Here is a 19,737-nt window from a genome sequence, read left to right on the forward strand (position 1 = left end):
GCGCCGTCCCGGTGGGAGCGAGACCGCCCTTGTGCGCGGGTACGGTGTCGGGACGATGCAACAGAGTGAGTTCTTGTGTACGAACTGATCGCCCGTAACCGCCGGATGAGCTGGCTGCTCCTCGTCGGCAGCTTCCTCCTGCTCGTCCTCGTCGCGGGCGCGATCAGCTTGAGCCTCCGGGCGGGTGTGGCGGGGGTCGTCATCGGGGTCGTCATCGCCGCGGCCATGACCTTCGGCGCCTACTGGAAGTCCGACACCGTCGCCCTGGCGGCCACCAGGGCCCAACCGGCGTCGGTCGACGAGTACCCGAGACTCCACAACCTGGTCGAGGGCATGGCGCTGGCGGCGGGAATCCCCAAGCCCCGCGTCTACGTCGTCCACGACCCGGCTCCCAACGCCTTTGCCACCGGTCGCGATCACGAGCACGCGGCCATCGCCGTCACCACCGGACTGCTCGAACACCTCACCCGGACCGAGCTCGAGGGCGTCATCGCCCACGAGCTGGCCCACGTGCGCAACTATGACATCCGGGTCACCACGATCGCGGTGGCCACCGCCGGCGCCATCGCCATCATCTGCGACCTGTTCTGGCGACTCCTGTGGTTCGGCGGGGGCCGGAGCCGCAGCAGCAACTCGGGCGGAAGCCCCATCGCGCTCATCGGCATCATCGCGGTGGTCATCCTCGCCCCCATGGCGGCGGCGCTCATCCGGTCCGCGGTCAGTCGACGCCGCGAGGCCCTGGCCGACGCCACCGCGGTCGAGCTGACGCGGTACCCCACCGGGCTCCGCCAGGCCCTCGAGAAGCTGGCGTCGAACACTGCGGTGGTACATCACGCCTCCCACGCCACCGCGCACCTCTGGATCGAGTCTCCGCTCGACACCGAGAAGGGCCATGAACAAGCCAGGCTCAACGGCCTGTTCAACACCCACCCACCCATCTCCGAGCGGATCGACACGCTCCGTGAGCTCGAGGGGCTTCCCCCGTGGGAGGGCCCCGAACGACCGTCGCAGCCGGCAGCACCGCCGCCACCTCCTGCGTCGCCACCAGCCGGATCCCACCAGCACGGCGTCGCCCCGCAGGGACGAGGGTGGTACCCCGACCCCTCCGGCGACCGGAGCCAGGTGCGCTACTGGGACGGTCGAGGTTGGACCACCTGGGTGAAATCCCGCTGAGGCCCCATGCCAGAGCTCCCCGAGGTCGAGACGATCCGGCGCCAACTCGGCCCTGCCATCCTCGGTCGCACGATCCGTGCCAGTGGCTCACACCCGTCGGCCAAGTTCGCTCCCGCCACCGGCGCGGTGGGGGCCACCGTGACCTCGGTGCGCCGGCGCGGCAAGTACCTGTTGATCGGGCTCGAGGACGAGCGCGAGCTGGTGATCCACCTGGGCATGACCGGGCGGCTCCAGCTCCGGGCCGACACCCTCGACGTCGCGGCACCTCACCTCCGGGCCTGGTGGGACCTCGGCGACCGGACCCTCGACCTGCACGACATCCGACGGTTCGGTCGCGTGGCGCTGGTACCCACCGGCCACCACCACACCCTTCCCACCCTGGCCGACCTCGGTCCCGAGCCCTTCAGCGACGACTTCACGCCCGCCTCGCTGTGGAGCGCGCTGCGGGCCAGCAGGACCAGGGTCAAGACGAACCTGCTCAGCCAGCGGCCGGTGGCCGGTGTCGGCAACATCTACGCCGACGAAGCGCTCTGGAGAGCAGCGATCAACCCGGCCAGCCGGCGGGTCAGCCGCGCCGCCGCCGCCCGATTGCACGAGGCGGTGGTCGCGGTGCTGCACGCGGCCGTCGAGCACGGGGGCACCACGTTTCGCGACTACCGGAGCTTCGACGGCGCGACGGGGTCGAACCAGCTGCACCTCGACTGCTACGGACGCGCCGGCGAGCCGTGCCGCCGCTGCGACGAGCCGCTGGTGCGTCGAACCCTCGATGGCCGCAGCACCACGTGGTGTCGAACGTGCCAGGCCCGGTGAACAGGGTCCGCTCCCGCCAGTGCCGACACCGGCACGAGGCCCGACCAGTGCGATGATGTCGTGGTGGCCGACCCGGGAACCCCACCACCTGACCTGCACCGGCCCGTCGCCATCGACGGCTTCGACGAAATGCAGGACGGCACCGGTGAGCTGAGGGACCACTGGCGCTACGTCATGGGCTCGCTGCGGATGCTCGGTCGAGCCGAGCTCATCGAGCGCCAGAGCGAAGTGGCCCACGTGCTGCGTCAGGACGGAGCCATCCACCACGAGAACGCACCGGGTGGTGCCACCGCTTCCGGGGGACTCGACCTGATCCCCTTGCTGGTGTCCAGCGACGACTGGGCCACCGTCGAAGCCGGGCTGGTGCAGCGGGCCGAGCTGTTGGACCTCGTCCTCGAGGATCTCTACGGCGCCCAGGACCTGATCCGCCAGGGGGTCATACCCGTCGAGGTGGTCCACCGCAGCCCCGGGTATCTGCGTCCGGTCGTCGGCAGCACCCCACTCGGCGAGCACCGGCTCGTCCACTACGGCGCCGACCTCGCCCGACGCGACGACGGCCGGTTCATCGTGCTGGCCGACCACACCCGGGTCCCCGCCGGCCTGGGCGACACGCTCGAGCACCGGTTGGTGCTGTCGCGGGTCCTGCCCAGCCTGTTCCGCGACGCCCACGTCCACCGACTGGCCCACTTCTTCCGCGGCGTGCGGCGCGCCGTCGACGCGCTCAACCCCGGCGAACGCGGGGGTCCGGGGATCGTCATCCTCACCCCCGGCCCGGAAGCCCCCGACTACTTCGAGCACAGCTACCTGGCGAGCTACCTCGGCTACCCACTGGTCGAGCCGGGCGACCTCACCGTGCGCAGGGGGCGGGTGTGGCTCCGGTCGCTGGCCGGGCTCCAGCAGGTCGACGTCATACTGCGCTGGGTCAGCGACGAGCTCAGCGATCCCCTGGAGCTGCTGCCGGGTACCGGAACCGGTGTGCCCGGGCTCGTCGAAGCTGCCCGCCGCGGTTCGGTGGCCATCGCCAACCCCATCGGTGCGGCCGTCATCGAGAGTCCGGGGCTGTTGCCGTTCCTCCCCGCCGCGAGCGAGCACCTGCTCGGAGCTCCCTTGTTGCTCGACTCGGTCGACACCTGGTGGTGCGGCAACCCGGCCCACCTGCAGCTGGTGCTCGACGAGATCGGATCCATGGTCCTGCAGCCGATCGATCAGGTCTCGCCGACCATCACCTCGGGAGCGATGCTCGCGGGGGCCGCGCTCGACGACACGGTGCGCCAGGTCAGGTCCGACCCGCAGCGGTGGGTCGCCCAACGTCTGCCTGCCGGTGGGTGGACGCCGACACTGATCGGCGACCAGATCGAAAGCCTGCCGTACTCGATGCGAACACACCTGGTCGCCCGAGAAGGCTCCTATGTCGCCCTGCCCGGCGGGTCGGCCCGGGTGCCGGCTCCCGGGATCCCGATCAAGGTGCCGCACCCGAGCCAACCACCCTCGACCATCACGGCCAAGGACCTGTGGGTGCTGGCATCGGAGCCCGAACGGCCCGGCACCAGTTTGTTGAGCGATGCGGGCACCGATGCCGGTGGTGGCCCGCTGGTGCTGCCGACACCGCCCACGATCGCCGGTTCGCTCCCGAGCCGGGTGGCCGAGAACCTGTACTGGTTCGGCCGCTACAGCGAACGGGCCGAACAGGCGATCCGCTGGGCCCGGGCGGTGATGACCCGCATCATCGACGCCACCGACCAGGGAGAGGTCACCGGAACGTGGCTGCCGGACCTGCTCGACGCGCTGCGCCGGTCGACGGGCGCGGGCCAGGCGGGCGGATCGGCTCACGAGCCGGCGATGATCGACGACCCCACCGTCGACGTGCTCGATGCGCTCTACCCGCCCGATGGTCGACAGGGCGTCGTTGGGGCCGTCAGGAGCCTGAGCAGCGCGGCGCTCACCGTCCGTGAGCTGCTCTCGGACGACACCTGGCAGGTGGTCGACGCGATGCAGGACGAAATCGACCTGATGCTGCGCCAGCGCCCAACCACCGCCGCCGCCGCACAGCAGGGGCTGTCCCACCTGCTCACCTCGCTGTTCGCGTTGAACGGGCTGGCCGCCGAGAGCACCGTCAGGGACCCGGTGTGGTTGTTCCTCGACGCGGGTCAACGCCTCGAACGGGCCCAACTGCTGGTCTCGACATCGCGAGCGACCCTCATCGCCATTCGCGACATCGACGCCGACGCCTTGGTCTATGAGTCCGTGCTGGTCGCCAACGACAGTCTCATCACCTACCGCCGCCGCTACCGCTCGCGGCTCCGCATCGGTTCGGTGCTCGAGCTGCTGATCGGCGATCCGAGCAACCCCCGCAGCCTCATCTACCAGGTCGAGCGCCTGGCCGAGCATGCCGCCAACCTGCCAGCGGAGGACGAGTCCGGGACACCGACCGAGGTCGCGCAGCAGGTGGCCGCCCTGGCCGACATCCTCCATGACGCCGATCTGGCCTCGATCGCCTACCGGGTCGACGGCTCGCGACGCAGCGGGCTCGACGAGCTCCTGGGACGCACCAGTGGGGAGCTCACCTCCCTCGGCGAGGCGCTCGGCCGCCACTTCCTTCACGTCGAGCCGCCCCGCACCCTCGGCACGCTCACCCGCACGGGAACCTCCAGCCCGTGAAGCATCAGGTGACCCACCGCACCTCGTACCGGTACGACAAGCCGGTCTCGCTCGGCTACAACCTGGCACGGCTCACCCCCCGCACCTACCCCGGCCAGGTCTGCCACGACTCGCGGACCGAGATCGATCCCGTCCCCGACGATCTCTCCACCCGGACCGACACGTTCGGCAACGAGATCACCTGGTTCAGCATCGAGCGTCCGCACGATCACCTCGAGGTCACCGCCGTCAGCGAGGTCACCGTCGAGGGCGAGCCGGCTGCGCTGCTGCTCGCCGCCTCCCAGCGCTGGGACGAGGTGCGCGAGACCCTCCGCGGCAACAACGCTCCCGACGTCCTCGAGGCACGGCCCTACGTGCTCCCCTCCCCGCTGGTGCCGGTGATCGACGGACTCGACACCTTCGCCGCCGAGTCGTTTCCTCCCGACCGGCCACTCGTCGACGCGGTGGTCGACCTCATGAGCCGTGTCCACCGCGAGTTCACCTACGACCCGGGGTTCACGTCGGTGGCGACCCCGCTGGCCGACGTGCTCACCCACCGCCGTGGCGTGTGCCAGGACTTCGCCCACCTGGCGATCGCCTGCCTCAGGAGCCAGGGCCTGGCCGCCCGGTACGTGAGCGGCTACCTCGAGACCCGGCCGCCGCCGGGGAAGGAACGGCTCGAGGGTGCCGACGCGAGCCACGCCTGGTTCTCGGTGTTCGTGCCCGCCGTGGGCTGGATCGATCTCGACCCCACCAACGACCAGGCCGTCGGGGAACGCCACATCACCCTCGGATGGGGACGGGACTACCGCGACGTCGCACCCCTGGTGGGCGTGCTCTACGGGTCCGGTGCCGGACAGCGCCTCGACGTCGCCGTCGACGTGGTCCCGTCGACATGACCGCGCCACCACCCGCGCCGTGGCTGTCCGCCCGCCTGCAGATCCACGACCGCCGGTGCCTGGTCGTCGGTGGCGGTCCGGTGGCGGCCCGGCGGGCCCGGCGACTCCTCGATGCAGGAGCGGCGGTCACCGTCGTCGCCCCCGACCTCAGCGAGTCGATGCGCGAACTACCGGTCGACGCGGTCGAGCGGCCCTATCGCTCCGGCGACCTCGACGACGTGGTCCTCGTGGTGACCGCCGCCGGGAGCGAGGCGGTCGACCGCCGAGTGGTCGACGATGCCGTGGGGGCAGGGATACTGGTCAACGACGCCACCGACCCGTCACGAAGCACCGTGGTGTTCCCCGCCGAGGCGGTGGTGGGTCCGGTCACGGTGTCGGTCGACACCGGGGGCCGGAGCCCGGCGTTCGCCTCCTGGCTCCGGCGCCGGATCGAGGACGATCTCGGCGACGGGATCGATGAGGTGGTCGCGCTGCTGGCATCGGCGCGCGACGAGCTGCGGGCCGCGGGTCGACCGACCGAGCACCCGGGCTGGACCGCAGCGCTCGACGGCGGCCTGATCGAGCTGGTCCGCGACGGCCGGTCCGATGACGCTCGACGGTTGCTGCACGAGGCGCTCGGGATGGATCGACCCGGGCGGTGAGGCGGCTTCGACCGGATCACCGGTTCGACAACAGCGCCTCGGGAGCGACATGGGACCGGTCGAGGGCTTCGGCCACCGCGGCGTTGGTCACGCTGCCGTCGTGGACGTTGCAGCCGGCAGCCAACGACGGATCGGCCTCGACCGCCGCCGCGGGACCGAGCCTGGCCAACTCGACGATGTAGGGCAGGGTCGCGTTGGTCAGCGCATGGGTGGAGGTGTTGGGCACGGCACCAGGGATGTTGCCGACCGCGTAGTGCAGCACCCCGTGCTGCTCGTAGACGGGATCGGCGTGGGTGGTCTCGCGGGCGGTCTCGATGCAGCCGCCCTGGTCGATGGCGACGTCGACGATCACCGACCTGGGCTTCATCTGGCGGACCATGTCCTCGGTCACCACCGTCGGGGCCCGTCCACCAGCCACGAGCACCGCGCCGATGACCAGATCGGCCTCCGCCAGGGACCGCTCGACCGCCCCACGGTTCGAGGCGAGGGTGGTGATCCGGCCCTTGTGGATCTGATCGACGAAGCGCAGGCGGTCGAGATCCTTGTCGAAGAGGTGGACCTCGGCCTCGATTCCGGCGGCGAGCCATGCCGCGTTCCACCCCACGTTGCCCGCGCCGAGCACCACGACCCGGGCGGGCCGGACGCCTGGCACCCCGCCGAGGAGCACCCCCCGACCACCGTGGTGTCGCTCGAGGTGATGGGCTCCGATCTGGACCGACATCCGACCGGCCACCTCGCTCATGGGTGCGAGCAGCGGCAGTGCGCCGGAGCCCAGTTGCACGGTCTCGTAGGCGAAGCCGGTGACCCGACGTTCGATGAGGGCATCGGCCACGTCCGGATAGGCAGCCAGGTGGAGGTAGGTGAAGAGGGTGAGTCCCGGTCGGAGGTGCCGCACCTCCTCGGGCTGGGGTTCCTTCACCTTGCAGACCAGGTCGGCCCGCTCCCACACCTCGTCGGTTCCGACCACCTCGGCCCCAGCGGCCCGGTACTCCTCGTCGCCGATGCTCGATCCGTCGCCTGCGCCGCTCTCGACGACCACGGACAACCCGACCGAGGTCGCCTCGCGCACCCCGTCCGGAGTCATCGCCACCCGGTTCTCCTCGATCTTGACCTCGCGGGGAACACCGATCGTGCGCGTCGTCATCGCGCCAGGATCCCACGGCCAACGCTCCGGGCGCGCCACCGCGCGGGGATCGACTCGACGGCCACGAAGCAGGCGAACCCGACCCCGAGCAGCTGGTAGGGAAACAGGATCCCCATGACCGCGAGCACGCCGAGATGGAAGACCCAGGCGGCGACGACCCACGCCATCCGCACACGCCCTCCGAGGAGCGCGACTGGGGCCAGGAGCTCCACGGCGAGGCTCAGCGCCGCCATCGGCGCGAACACCCAGGCGTGGCGCAGCGCCACGATCCCGATGGGCGACCCGCGGTCGCCCACCAGCTCCTTCCGCAAGGCGTCGTGGGCGACCAGGTTCCGGAGAGCGTCCCCATCGGCCCACCCGACACCCGATGCCCGCAGCTTCGCCCAACCGGCCAACACGTAGGCGACGACGACCACCACGACCATCAGCTGGGCGGGCCAGCCGTAGCGGGTGCTCGGCGCCGGTGGCGACACCCCGCCTGAGCGGCCGCGTCGCCGGTTGTCGAGCGACCACGCGTCCGACGCCGGCGCGACCGCCAGGATCCCCAGGTGCAGTACCAGCAGGTTCTCGGTGTGGAACACCTGGCCCCAGGAGTTGCGGTAGCTCAGCACCAGCAGCACCCCCAGCGCGAACACGGGGCCACTCACCCGCCACCGCCAACCGGCAACCGACGCCATCCCGGCAGCGAGGGTCGTGGCGAGCACGATGATGGCCACCGGCGGCGATACCGGCCCGGCGAGGAGGACCAGCGGCCCGACCGGGTCGAACCGGCCGGGCGCGGCGTCAGACAGCCGAGCGATGTCGACCAGGTGCGGGAACCGAACGACCAGGTAGGCGAGGGCGAAACCGGTGACGAGCACTCGGAGGGTCGCGAGTCGCTCGGGTACGGCCACGGTGAGGAGCCCTCCCGGAGTCGCCAGGCTCACCGGGGCTCCACCGGACATGTGGTGTGCAGGACGATCCGAAGGGGTTCAGCCGAGCCGGCCAGGGTGGCGGACGCGTCGTGGGTCTCGGTGACGACCTCGATCGCAACCACCCGCTCGGAGGAGACCGATGCGCCGGACGACGCGGCCACCCTCGACGCCACCTCCTCGCACCACCGGTCGGTGTCCTCCTCCGCGACCGCGATTCTGGCGGTGCGGACGGCGAGGATCGCCTCGTCGGCCCCGGCCAGCAGATACGGCGACAGCCGGACCCGGCCACCGGCGTCGGTGACACCGACCGCGGTCGTGACCGAGGTGACCGAACCCCGGTCGAAGGCGAACATCGGGTAGGTCGACAGGGGGAACCCATCGCGAGGCGGGTCGATGACCGCCGGGGCGACCATCGCGGCGACGAGGACCGCGGCGAGCGCTCGTGGACCCCAGCGGTTCATGAGCCGAGGTTAGACAGACGCCTAGGGTCATGGTCATGTCTCCCCCACGCGTGCATCACCGCCTGCTCGGTGCCCTGGCGTCGTGGGCGGTGCTGGCGACGGTCGTGCGGGTGGTGGTCGCCCTGCCCGAGCACTGTCCGGTGGTGAGCGCCGACACGCTCATGGACGGCGCGGTCGCCGCGGTCGAGTGGCTGGACCGCAACCAGCTCGACGATGGTCGGTGGCTGTACCGCTACGACGCGAACAACGACGAGGTCATCGACGACTACAACACCGTCCGTCACGCGGGGGTGGTCATGTCGCTGTACCAGGCGGCCGGCTTCGAGATCGACGGCGCTCTGGAGCTGGCCGACGCGGGGACCGAGTATGCGCTCGACCACCTGGTACGCCACGACGACTGGGCCGCCTTCGAGCCGTCCTCCAACCGGGTCACCACCGGCGCCTCGGCACTGCTGGTCGCCGGCCTCGCCGAACGACGCCTGCACACTGGCGATGACCGCTACGACGATGCGATGCGCGACCTGAGCCGGTTCCTCGTCGCCCACGTCGAGCCGTCGGGGGCGGTGGTCGAGTCCTGGGATCGCCGTCGCCGGGAACCCCGCCATGGGCTGCACTCGCCCTTCTTCACCGGTGAGGTCTACTGGGCACTGGCGTCGATGCACCTCCTCTTCCCCGACGAGGGCTGGGACGAACCCGCGCTCCGTGTCGGGAGCTACATCGCCACCGAGCGGGACGAGGCCGAAGGTTGGTGGCCTGAGCTCCCCGACCACTGGGCGGCGTACGGGATGTGGGTGGTGACGAGATGGCCCGACCGTCCCGACCCCGACCGACCCTTGCCCGATGTCCAGGTGCCCTATGTCGAGCGCCAGGCCGGGCTCGGATCGATCCAGACCCGCTACGAGTCCCAACGGGTCGACACCTGGCCCCGCTATCTCCTGCGAGGTCGCCGCACCCTCGGGGCCGGGCTCGGCACGGTGGGAGAGCAGCTGATCGGGCTCTGGCAGGTGGCGACCAGCGACGAACGTCTCGATCACCTGGCCGACCCGATCGCCGAGCGGGCGCGCTGTGTGGCGGGGATGCTGGCCGATCGCCAGGTCAGCCCCGAGGAGGCGAAGGACTACCCTCGCCCCGATCTGGCACGCGGCGCGTGGTTCCAGTTCGGGTTCACCCAGATGGACGACCAGCAACACGCGCTGTCGGCGCTGTTGCTCACCCTCTCAATCGTCGACGCCGAGGAGACACGCCCGTGAACGGACCTGGCTGGCTGGCCGCCGTGGCCATCGTGACCACCGTCAATCCTGAGCGGGTCGCCAGGGTGGCCGGAGGCCTGGCCATGACCTCGCGGCCCACCGGTGGCCCACCAGCACGGGTGGCGGCGCTCGGTGCGGGGATCGCCGCGACGTTGTTCGTGGTGCTGGCAGCGATCGCATCCCCCCTGCTCGAGGCCATCGACGTGAGCGCTCCGACGGCGATGGTGGCGGTCGGACTGGTCCTCATGGGCACCGGGGTCAAGGACCTCTTCGTCGGCCCACCGACGGCGGAGCCGGCGATGGACGCCTGGAAGGCTGCGCTGGTGCCGGTCGCTGTCCCCGCCGTGGCCCGGCCTCAGGTCGGCTTGCTGGCCGTGGCCGCCGGCGCGAGCTATGGGATGGCACCGGTCGTCGCCGGGTCGGTGGCGATGGTGATCGGCGTGGGTGCGGCGACCGCGGTCGGCGGTGCCGGTGTACGAGGCCGCCTCATGCGGTGGCTCGGGCTCGTCGGGCTGGTGGTCACCGTCGTGGCTGGAGCGACCTTCGCGGTGGAAGGCGTGTTCTCGGTGTGACCCGGGTGGGTGATCAGCTGGCCTTGGCAGCCCGGAACGCCCGGGCCAGCATGGGGCTCGCAGGGTCGACCGCGCTGAGCGACACGCGCGGCTCGGGTTGGGTGCGCTCGTCGGTCAGGGTCCAGCCGGCGGGCACGCTGAGCCGATCGGCATGGGTGTCGCAGAGATCGTGACCGATCGCACGCCGGTCGTCGGCGAGGTCACCGATCCAGGCCGCCAACTGCGACGGCGCGTACGCGAAGGTCGCAGTCGCTGGTTCGGTACAACCCGGTCGTGAGCACACCCGTGACATGGGCCCACGCTAGCGACCCGGGGGTCCCGAACGGGGGATGGCAGACCGATCGACGAGGTGACGCCACACCAGGTCGAGGACACCGGGCGCATCGACCCCGGTGGCCACCGCGATGGGTGGTGGCGCATCGACCTCGCCGGCCGGTCTGGTGGCACCCGCTTCGTGTCCTTCGGCCACGACCCGCACCCGGTGGTGCTCGGTGCAGAAGAGATCCGGTCGCAGCAGGTAGGCGATGGTCGCCACGTCGTGGCACTGGATCCCGTCGACTCGTTCGGCGGCGACGTGATACCGGTGATAGAGCTGGGACGTGCGGGCGACGAGCCGCGCGGCGGGCGTGTCGACCTCGGCCAGACGGTCGAGCCAGTCGCGGTCGGCGAGCAGCTGACGGGTCACATCCAATCCGATCAGGGTGAGCGGGAGGCCGGCGGCCAGGACGCGGGCGGCGGCATGTGGGTCGCTGTGCAGGTTGGCCTCGGCCGCCGCGGTGACGTTCCCACCGCAGTTCCATGCTCCCCCCATCACCACCACTTGGCGGACCGAGTCCGCCAAGCCAGGGGCATGGTCGAGCGCGATGGCCAGGTTGGTGAGCGGCCCGATGGCGACGATGGTGACCTCACCGGGGTTGGACGTCACGGTGTCGGCCAGGAGCTCGGCGGCGGGACGACCGGGTGCGGATCGCCTCGATGGCCCTGGTAGGTCCGTGTCGCCAAGGCCGTCGTCACCGTGGACCTTCGTCGCCTCAGCACCGCGAGATCGCACGAGGGGACGCTCGGCACCGGGAACGACCGGGATGCCCGGCACGCCCAGCGTGTCGAGGATGCGCTGGGCGTTCGCGGTGGTGACGTCGAGACGGTGGTTGCCATAGGAGGTGGTGAGGGCGAGCACCTCGATCTCGGGGGCTGCGAGCGCGACGGCGATGGCCATGGCGTCGTCGATGCCGGGGTCGGTGTCGACGACGACCCGGTGGGCGACGGTCACGAGCCGGGAAGGGCCCGTGCCGAGCCTCCCGAGTCCCCTCCGGCGGAGGACTGGCGCGCCGCAGCTTCTCGAGCCGCGCCCTGAGGGGTGGTGGCACCGCTGGCCGAGTCGCGGCTCGCCTCTTCCCGCCGGACGTTTCGCTCGGCTTCGGCCGGGAGCGGGACGGGGGTCTGAAGACCGACGAGGTCGAAGGGGCCGGCGGTGAAGCTACGGGTGTTGGCCTTGTCGATCAGGTTGACGGTGCCGTCGGCGAGGGCCTTGACCTCGTGGACGCGGAACCAGCCGTCGTGTCGCGAGGCATCCTTGGCCACGACGTCGCCAACCTTGATGTCGCGAGCGCGCATCTGGACGATGTGAACGTGCCATCGTGGCATCGCCAGCTCACCTCCCCGGCGGGGTCGACGTGTGGATCCTCTCCAATCGGCAGGACTCCCCAGGACCGTAGCGGCCCTACTGCCGCCACCGCTCGCCCCATCCTCCCCGCCCCCCACCTTCCCACCCCTGCCCCGCGCCACTCGGGGTCGATTCGACGTCGATTCGACCCCGAGTGGTGGGTGAGTGTCAGAGGGGGTTGGGAGGATGGGGAGGCCTCGACAGCCGGGCTGATGGCGTCCTTGAGATCTCGGGTCCCCGGGAGTACCCACCATGTCCGAGCCGACCGCTCACCAGCTCAACGGGTTGCTCAGCCAACAGAACCTGTTCATCAGGATGGCCAGCGGTCTCGATCGTCGCACCCGGTTGCAGTTGCAGATCGCCTGCGAGGAGCGACTCGCCGCCATCCGCTCGATCGACGACCAACTCGACCATCTCGCCACGAAGCGGCGCCAGCTCGTCAGCGAGCTGAGCCAGGCCCGCGACGACCTGTGGCCCGTCATCCCCTGGAAGAAGGGCCGACGCCCTCCAGACTTCGACGAGGATCCGCTCCCGCCCGTGGTCGAAGAACCGATCTGGCTCTTCGGGCGCACCCTGCGGTCGGTCTGCATCACCATCTTGCACCGCCACGGCGAGCTCCCGCTGCGCGACCTTCACGCGCTCCTCCATCACTACGGATTCGCCCTCGTCACCAAGTACCCGGTCCGAGTGCTCAGCGACGCCATGGGCTACGAGTGCGAACAGGGCCGAGCCGTGCGGGTGCGTCGAGGCGTCTACCGCGCCGCAGCGGGGTACCGTCCGCGACCGGGCCGGTTCGGTGCCGAGCCGCTCGGACCGCGACCCCAGCCAGCGCCACCTACCGCCAGCGACCCTGAACCCGTCACCGCCCACCCGACCTGGTCAGCCCCCGACGAGCACCCTCCGGGCCCGTCGACCGGTACCGAGGACGGGACTGGCTCAGGTGCCGTAGGCCTCGATCGGCGGACAGGCACACATCACGTTGCGGTCGCCGTAGGCCTGGTCGATCCGACTCACCGGCGACCAGTACTTCGACCGGGGATCCACGCCGGGGGGCAGCGCACCCAATGCTCTGGGGTACCCACGCTCCCACCCGTCGACGAGCAACACCTCGGCGGTGTGGGGGGCGTGGACGAGCGGGTTGTCCGTCCGCTCCCACTCGCCGTGACGAACCCGGTCGATCTCGCCTGCGATCGCGATCATCGCCTCACAGAAGCGATCGAGCTCGGCCAGGTGCTCGGATTCGGTGGGCTCGATCATCAACGTGCCGGCCACCGGGAACGACATGGTGGGTGCGTGAAAGCCGTAGTCGATCAGGCGCTTGGCGATGTCGTCCACACTCACCCCAGCTTCGTCGCGAGCAGGGCGCGTGTCGATGATGCACTCGTGGGCCACGTACCCGCCCGGACCCTGGTAGAGCACCGGGTAGTGGGTCTCCAGACGCTTGGCCACATAGTTCGCAGCGGCGATTGCCACCTCGGTCGCACGCGTCAGCCCCTCGGCACCCATCATGCGGACATACATCCACGAGATGGGCAAGATCCCCGCGGACCCCCAGGGAGCCGACGCCACCGGGCCGACGCCATGGTCGCCGCTCCCGTGTGGGCCGGCCTCGGGTACCACTCCGTGGCCAGGGAGGAACGGCTCCAGGTGAGAACGGACGCCGATCGGCCCGACACCGGGTCCCCCTCCTCCGTGGGGGATGCAGAAGGTCTTGTGGAGGTTCAGGTGCGAGACGTCGGCCCCGAACCGACCCGGTCGGGCCAGGCCCACCAATGCGTTGAGGTTGGCTCCATCGAGATACACCTGTCCGCCGTGATCATGGATCAGTTCACAGATCTCGACGATCGCCTCCTCATAGACGCCATGGGTCGACGGGTAGGTCACCATCAACGCCGCCAGGCGATCACCGACCTCGGCCAGCGTGGCCCGCAGGTCGCCAACGTCGATGTTCCCCTGGTCGTCACAGGCGACGACCGCGACCTCCATGCCGGCAAGCACCGCGCTCGCCGCGTTGGTCCCGTGGGCCGACGAGGGGATCACGCACACCGTTCGCTGCTCGTCGCCCCTGCTGCGGTGATAGGCCCGGATCGCCAGCAGGCCCGCGTACTCGCCTTGCGAGCCGGCATTGGGCTGCATCGACACCGCGTCGTATCCGGTGATCTCGGCCAGCCAGCCCTCGAGGTCGGCGATGATCCGCCGGTACCCCTCCACCTGGTCGAGCGGCGCGAAGGGGTGGATCTCGGCCAGCTCGGGCCAGGTGATCGGCACCATCTCGGCCGTGGCGTTGAGCTTCATCGTGCACGACCCCAACGGGATCGAGGTTCGGTCCAAGGCCAGATCCCGGTCGGCCAGACGCCGCAGATAGCGCAGCATCGCGGTCTCGGATCGGTGGCGATGGAACACCGGATGGTCGAGGAACTCCGAGTGCCGCTCGAGCTCGGCGGGGATCGAGCGTTGCTGGCCAGCTGTCGGAGAGGCGCCGGTCGTATCGTGGCCCGCGGCACCCGCCACCAGCTTCACCAGGGTGGCGACCAGATCATCGGTCGAGGTCTCGTCCACGGTGATGCCCACTCGGTCGGCGTCCAGGCGCCGAAGGTTGATGCGCTCCGCATCGGCCGCGCCCATCACCGCGTCGGCCTGGCCGGGCACCACCGCCACCACCGTGTCGAAGAACGATGCGTGCGCCGTGGACACGCCGGCTGCCCCCAGCCCCTCGGACAAGTCGATGGCCAACCGGTTCACCCCGCGGGCGATCTCACGCAGCCCATCAGGTCCGTGGTAGACGGCGTAGCATCCGGCGATCACCGCCAGCAGCACCTGGGCGGTGCAGATGTTGCTGGTGGCCCGCTCCCGCCGGATGTGCTGCTCGCGAGTCTGCAAGGTGAGACGCAGGGCGGTGCCACCGTCGGCATCGACCGACACCCCGACCAAGCGACCCGGCAGCGACCGGGCGAAGTCGGACCGGGTGGCGATGAACCCGGCGTGGGGCCCGCCGAACGCCATCGGGACCCCGAAGCGCTGAGACGAACCCACCACCACGTCTGCACCCTGCTCACCTGGTGGCACCATCAGGCACAGTGCCAACAGATCGGTTGCGACCACCGCCAAGCCCCCCGCATCGTGCACCGCAGCGATGTCGGGGGCCAGGTCACGAACACGACCGTCGGTGGCCGGGTTCTGGATGAACGCACCGAACAGATCGGCCTCGGGAAGGTCGACGACGGGGTCGCCGATGACCAGTTCGATGCCGAGAGGCTCGGCCCTGGTCTTCACCACGTCGATGGTCTGGGGATGGGCCGTCGAATCGACGAAAAACCGATCCGAATCGGTCTTGCTCACCCTCCGGCACATCGTCATCGCCTCGGCGGCGGCTGTGCCCTCGTCGAGCAGCGACGCGTTGGCCAGCTCCATCCCGGTCAGGTCGGCCACCATCGTCTGGAAGTTCAGGAGCGCTTCGAGCCGACCCTGTGAGATCTCGGGCTGGTACGGCGTGTAGCTCGTGTACCACGCCGGGTTCTCGAGCACGTTGCGCTGGATGACCCCGGGAGTGATCGTGCCCACATAGCCCATCCCGATCAGCGAAGTGCGTCGTTCGTTGCGATCGGCCAGTGCTCGCAGCTCGGCCAATGCCTCCGCCTCGGACACCGCCTCCGGCAGCACGAGCGAGCCGGCGTCGCGGATGGCGCGGGGCATGGCTGCGTCGATCAGCTGATCGATCGAGTCGACACCGATCGTCTCCAGCATCACGTGGAGCTCGTCGTGGTCGGGGCCGAGATGGCGGTCGGCGAAGGTGGTCATCGGCCCTCCTGAAAGATCTGTGCCGAGCTGGGACGGTGGTAGCGGCGGGTGACGAAGGGCAACTCGGTGACCACCATCGAGAGCTCCTTGCCCCGTTCGACCGCCACGAGCTCCATGTCGGGTCGGGCCAGCGGTGGCGGAACGTATCCCATGGCGATCGGACCGCCGAAGGTGGGGCCGTAGCCGCCGCTGGTGATCCGGCCGACCACATCGCCGGTCGTCGGGTCCGCCACGTCGGCTCCCGCCCGCACCGGCCTGCGCCCATCGATGCAGAAGCCGACCCGCAGCCTGGGCGGCATGTCGTCGAGCTGCGCGTGCACCACATCGGCACCGGGGAATCCACCTTCGGACCGCCGCCTCCCGGCGATGGTCCAGGTGAGGCCGGCCTCAACAGGGGTCGTCGTCTCGTCGAGGTCGTTGCCATAGAGACACAGCCCGGCTTCGAGTCGAAGCGAGTCACGAGCCGCGAGCCCCGCGAGCTCCACGCCGCCTCGGCCCGCCAGCAAGGCACGAGCGACAGCGGTTGCCTCGTCGCCCGGCACGTGCAGCTCGAGTCCGTCCTCGCCGGTGTAACCAGAACGGCTCACCCGGCAGTCGACCCCGGCCACCTCGAACACCCCGATGTCCATGAACCCGAGCGCCTCGACCCCCGGAGCCAGGGCGGCGACCGCTCGCACCGCCTCGGGGCCCTGTACGGCCAGCAAGGCCAGGTCGGATCGCTCGATCACCTCGATGCCGTCCGGCTCGAGCGATGATCGCAGCACCTCGAGGTCGATCTCGCGCCGGGAGGCGTTGAGGACCAGGGTGAGGTAGTCGCCGGTGGCGGCGATCATGAGATCATCGACCACGCCGCCCGACGCGTTGGTGATCATGGTGTAGCGCTGCCTGCCGGGTGACAGCCCCACCACGTCGGCCGGCACCAGCGACTCGAGCGCGGTGGCGGCATCGCCGAGGGATGCTCCGTGCACCTCGACCACCGCCATGTGGCTGACATCGAACAGCGACGCCGCCTCGCGGGTGTGGAAGTGCTCGGCCACCGGGCCCGGGTCGTAGCGCACCGGCAGGTTCCATCCGGCGAAGTCGACCATTCGGCCGTTGCGCTCGCGGTGCAGGTCGAACAGCGGGGTCCGGCGCAGTGACACTGGCGGATCGCTCATGGCGAAGGTCCTCTCGACGGGCTCGGGATGATCCGGCACGGTGCCGGGCTTCCCCCTCTGTCACGGGACCTGAGAGCTTCGCTACCGACCGGGGCCGGTCGCTTTCACCGTCGGTGAGCCCGACCGGTGCTGCTGGCTGGGCTGCTTTCCAGAGTTGCCCCACCCCCACGGTCCTGGTGCCTGAGAGATTCCGGGGAGGTTGCTCCTTCGGCGCCCCGACCCATCGGGCCGGGGACTCTCCCGTGGTGGTGCATCGGCGCCGCCCACCCTAGCCGAGGCCGCCACCTCGACCGATGCGCAGGTCACGCCGGCGGCTCAGCCGCCGGTGGTCGACCAGTGCCAGGGCTCGGACGGAAGGTTGCGGAAGCCGTACTGGGCGGCGTTGGCCGCCAGCCACTGGAACCCGGCATGGCCCCGGGAGGTGATCGACCGCCCGTTGGCCACGAAGTCGATGGCGAGACCCCGCTCGTGCAACGAGCTGCCCGGCCGGGCCGTGGGGGGACGGCAGCGGCTGGGCGACATCTCATAGACCGCGTAGTTCGAGCTTCCGCAGTGCGCGCGCCGCAGCGAGATCTGCTGCGCGCTGTCCCGGTAGCCCCCACCGGTGAGGGTGATGCCGTCGGCCGCCGCCGCCTCCAGCATGGCGCCGAGCTGACCGGCGATCTGGGCGTTGACCGTGATGCCTCCGACCCTCACCAGCTCGATCGACCCGTGGCCGGGTACGTTGGCCGGGCCCCGCCGAGCCGACGCCCTCTCGAGCGCCGCCTGGAGCTCGGCCTGGCGCCGACGTTCGCGCTCGGCCAGCTCGGTGGTGATGGCATCCTCGGCTTCATCGAGGCGTCGCTGTTCCTGGAGCATCTCGTCGAGTCGCATCTGTGCCTGAGCGGCAACGGCAGCCTGGTCGTCACGGGCCTCGGCCACCGAGCCGAGCCGACGCTCGACCTCGGCGCGAGCCTCTTCGGCGCGTTGCTTGGCCGTCTCGGCGGTCTGGGTCTGGATCTCTCGGTCTTCGACTGCGGCCCGGTACCGCTCGAGCACATCGGCCTGGTTCGAGGCGCTCATCTCCAGCAGGGCCTGACGCTCGGGCGCGGTGCTGAGATCGCCGGTGAGCACGATGGTGAGGTTGTCCTGCTCGGGCGGGCTCACGTAGGCGTCGACGGCCATGCGCGCCATCGTGTCGCGCAACTCCTCGACCCGGGCCTGGGCAGCAGCCTCGGCCTCCTGTGCCTCGGCCACCCGCTCCTCGGCCGCGGCCACCGCCCGCTGGGCATCTTCGAGGTGGGCCTCCTCGGCCCGGACGTTGGCCTCGAGCGCGCCCAGCGCGTCGAGCACCTCGTCGGTCTCGGCCTCGGCGACGTCGACCTCGGCCGCAGCGGCCGCTTGCTCCTCGCGGAGTCGCTCGCGCTCGGCCCGGAGATCGTCGTCGGACTGCGCCTCGGCCGCGACCGAAGAGGCCAACATGAGCCCGGCCAACACCAGCGCCACCCATCGACGTGCTCGTGTCCGGCTGACCATGCCCCTCCTGTGAGGCGTCACCTTGCGCCCAGCGGTTCCGTCATCAAACCGTAACGAACCTAGCAGGTTCGGCGCTGGGGGCGGGATCCGGCCCCGACGTCGTCAGTCGCTGGAGGCCAGACCAGCGGGGCACGACACCCCGGTTCCACCCAGGCCGCAGTAGCCGAACGGGTTCTTGTCGAGGTACTGCTGGTGGAACGGCTCGGCGTAGTAGAACCGCCCCGCCCGGGCGATCTCGGTGGTGATCGAGCCGTAGCCGGCGGCGGCCAGCTCCCGTGCGAACCCGTCGCGGCTCGCTTCGGCCACCGCTCGTTGCGCCTCGTCGGCCCAGTAGATGCCCGACCGGTACTGGGTGCCGACGTCGTTTCCCTGGCGCATGCCCTGGGTCGGGTCGTGGGCCTCCCAGAACGTCCGCAGGATCGACTCGTAGCTGATGATCTCGGGATCGAAGACCACCAGCACCGCCTCGGTGTGGCCGGTGCGCCCCGAGCACACCTCCTCGTAGGTGGGATTGGGCGTGTGTCCCCCGGCGTAGCCGACGGCGGTGGTGTACACGCCCGGCAACTGCCAGAACACCCGCTCGGCACCCCAGAAGCAGCCCATGGCGACGACCGCCTGCTCGCTCCCCTCGGGGAACGGCGGCACCAGCGGTGTCCCGAGCACGGTGTGGCGCTCGGGCACCGGCATCGGCTCGTCGCGGCCGGCCAGGGCATCCTCGGGGGACGGGATCTCCAGGGACTTGTGACCGAACACGGGGCGCCTCCTCGGATGGACTCTCGCCACCAGGGTAGAGGCGGACCGGCCGAGTGAAGTCGGTCGGGTCCAGGGCGTCGGGATCCCACCAGATCTCGGTCACGTCGTCGGCTCCGCCAGGTGCACCCCTTGGAAGAAGCGTCCCCAGTGGTCGTACTGGCGGGCGAAGCCGCGCACGTCGAGCCCGGTGAGTCCCGACATCACCCACTCGGGGCGGTACTCCTGGCGACATCGAACTCGATCCCCCGCTCCACCAGCTCCTGCACGAACGCGTTGGTCACGACGACCACGACCACCGCTGGCCAGTACCGACGAAGCATCGACGCCGCTGCGGGATCACCCTCGCCCAT

General features: G+C 70.5%; 19 protein-coding genes and 1 riboswitch. Of the genes, 7 read left to right on the top strand and 12 right to left on the bottom strand.

Annotated elements, in window-relative coordinates; genetic code table 11:
* Nucleotides 1-105: 105 nt before the first annotated feature.
* From U5K29_11565 to U5K29_11585, 5 genes are all read left to right on the top strand, one after another.
* A complete protein-coding gene (locus U5K29_11565; GenBank protein MDZ7679178.1) occupies nt 106-1,173 on the top strand; it encodes a M48 family metalloprotease in 1,068 nt (355 codons plus the stop codon).
* 6 nt (nt 1,174-1,179) lie between these two features.
* Complete coding sequence (gene mutM, locus U5K29_11570; GenBank protein ID MDZ7679179.1) at nt 1,180-1,983, top strand: bifunctional DNA-formamidopyrimidine glycosylase/DNA-(apurinic or apyrimidinic site) lyase; 804 nt, start codon at nt 1,180-1,182, stop codon at nt 1,981-1,983.
* A 63-nt stretch (nt 1,984-2,046) separates the two neighbouring features.
* The gene (locus U5K29_11575) at nt 2,047-4,641 is read left to right on the top strand and encodes a circularly permuted type 2 ATP-grasp protein (protein MDZ7679180.1); all 2,595 of its coding nucleotides are present in this window, start codon (nt 2,047-2,049) and stop codon (nt 4,639-4,641) included.
* Nucleotides 4,638-5,519 (top strand): transglutaminase family protein, encoded by an 882-nt coding sequence (locus U5K29_11580; protein MDZ7679181.1) that lies wholly within the window; start codon nt 4,638-4,640, stop codon nt 5,517-5,519. Before U5K29_11575 ends, U5K29_11580 begins: the two co-directional genes overlap by 4 nt.
* Nucleotides 5,516-6,160, top strand: a complete 645-nt coding sequence (locus U5K29_11585) for a bifunctional precorrin-2 dehydrogenase/sirohydrochlorin ferrochelatase (protein ID MDZ7679182.1) — start codon at nt 5,516-5,518, stop codon at nt 6,158-6,160. Before U5K29_11580 ends, U5K29_11585 begins: the two co-directional genes overlap by 4 nt.
* Nucleotides 6,161-6,176: 16 nt before the next feature.
* Here the strand turns inward: U5K29_11585 and ald are convergent, their stop codons facing one another.
* The 3 genes from ald to U5K29_11600 are packed head-to-tail and all read right to left on the bottom strand — an operon-like array spanning nt 6,177 to nt 8,679.
* Nucleotides 6,177-7,304: an alanine dehydrogenase gene (ald, locus tag U5K29_11590; protein ID MDZ7679183.1), complete on the bottom strand. Its 1,128-nt coding sequence runs from the start codon at nt 7,302-7,304 to the stop codon at nt 6,177-6,179.
* Entirely contained in the window at nt 7,301-8,230 is a 930-nt protein-coding gene (locus U5K29_11595; GenBank protein ID MDZ7679184.1) for an HTTM domain-containing protein, read from the bottom strand. The genes ald and U5K29_11595 overlap by 4 nt, the downstream gene beginning before the upstream one ends.
* Nucleotides 8,227-8,679, bottom strand: coding sequence for a hypothetical protein (locus tag U5K29_11600; GenBank protein MDZ7679185.1), 453 nt, complete (start codon nt 8,677-8,679; stop codon nt 8,227-8,229). The genes U5K29_11595 and U5K29_11600 overlap by 4 nt, the downstream gene beginning before the upstream one ends.
* Before the next feature lie 35 nt (nt 8,680-8,714).
* Here U5K29_11600 and U5K29_11605 point away from each other — a divergent pair, with 35 nt between their 5' ends.
* Both U5K29_11605 and U5K29_11610 read left to right on the top strand, forming a co-directional pair.
* Nucleotides 8,715-9,929, top strand: a complete 1,215-nt coding sequence (locus tag U5K29_11605; protein ID MDZ7679186.1) for a hypothetical protein — start codon at nt 8,715-8,717, stop codon at nt 9,927-9,929.
* Complete coding sequence (locus tag U5K29_11610) at nt 9,926-10,501, top strand: hypothetical protein (GenBank protein ID MDZ7679187.1); 576 nt, start codon at nt 9,926-9,928, stop codon at nt 10,499-10,501. The genes U5K29_11605 and U5K29_11610 overlap by 4 nt, the downstream gene beginning before the upstream one ends.
* A gap of 13 nt (nt 10,502-10,514) precedes the next feature.
* Here U5K29_11610 and U5K29_11615 read toward each other — a convergent pair whose 3' ends face one another.
* From U5K29_11615 to U5K29_11655, 9 genes are all read right to left on the bottom strand, one after another.
* A complete protein-coding gene (locus tag U5K29_11615) occupies nt 10,515-10,793 on the bottom strand; it encodes a DUF3499 family protein (protein ID MDZ7679188.1) in 279 nt (92 codons plus the stop codon).
* A gap of 9 nt (nt 10,794-10,802) precedes the next feature.
* Nucleotides 10,803-11,771: a nucleoside hydrolase gene (locus U5K29_11620; GenBank protein MDZ7679189.1), complete on the bottom strand. Its 969-nt coding sequence runs from the start codon at nt 11,769-11,771 to the stop codon at nt 10,803-10,805.
* Nucleotides 11,768-12,145, bottom strand: a complete 378-nt coding sequence (locus tag U5K29_11625; protein MDZ7679190.1) for a hypothetical protein — start codon at nt 12,143-12,145, stop codon at nt 11,768-11,770. The genes U5K29_11620 and U5K29_11625 overlap by 4 nt, the downstream gene beginning before the upstream one ends.
* Nucleotides 12,146-12,332: 187 nt before the next feature.
* Entirely contained in the window at nt 12,333-13,034 is a 702-nt protein-coding gene (locus U5K29_11630; protein ID MDZ7679191.1) for a hypothetical protein, read from the bottom strand.
* A 66-nt stretch (nt 13,035-13,100) separates the two neighbouring features.
* Complete coding sequence (gene gcvP, locus U5K29_11635) at nt 13,101-15,962, bottom strand: aminomethyl-transferring glycine dehydrogenase (GenBank protein ID MDZ7679192.1); 2,862 nt, start codon at nt 15,960-15,962, stop codon at nt 13,101-13,103.
* The gene (gene gcvT, locus U5K29_11640) at nt 15,959-17,119 is read right to left on the bottom strand and encodes a glycine cleavage system aminomethyltransferase GcvT (GenBank protein MDZ7679193.1); all 1,161 of its coding nucleotides are present in this window, start codon (nt 17,117-17,119) and stop codon (nt 15,959-15,961) included. Before gcvT ends, gcvP begins: the two co-directional genes overlap by 4 nt.
* A gap of 158 nt (nt 17,120-17,277) precedes the next feature.
* Nucleotides 17,278-17,372: riboswitch (glycine riboswitch) on the bottom strand.
* Between the two features lie 62 nt (nt 17,373-17,434).
* Entirely contained in the window at nt 17,435-18,634 is a 1,200-nt protein-coding gene (locus tag U5K29_11645) for a D-alanyl-D-alanine carboxypeptidase family protein (protein ID MDZ7679194.1), read from the bottom strand.
* A gap of 102 nt (nt 18,635-18,736) precedes the next feature.
* Nucleotides 18,737-19,387, bottom strand: a complete 651-nt coding sequence (gene msrA, locus U5K29_11650) for a peptide-methionine (S)-S-oxide reductase MsrA (protein MDZ7679195.1) — start codon at nt 19,385-19,387, stop codon at nt 18,737-18,739.
* Between the two features lie 200 nt (nt 19,388-19,587).
* Complete coding sequence (locus U5K29_11655; protein MDZ7679196.1) at nt 19,588-19,737, bottom strand: hypothetical protein; 150 nt, start codon at nt 19,735-19,737, stop codon at nt 19,588-19,590.

The organism is Acidimicrobiales bacterium (genome assembly GCA_034521975.1).
Lineage (GTDB): Bacteria > Actinomycetota > Acidimicrobiia > Acidimicrobiales > SKKL01 > SKKL01.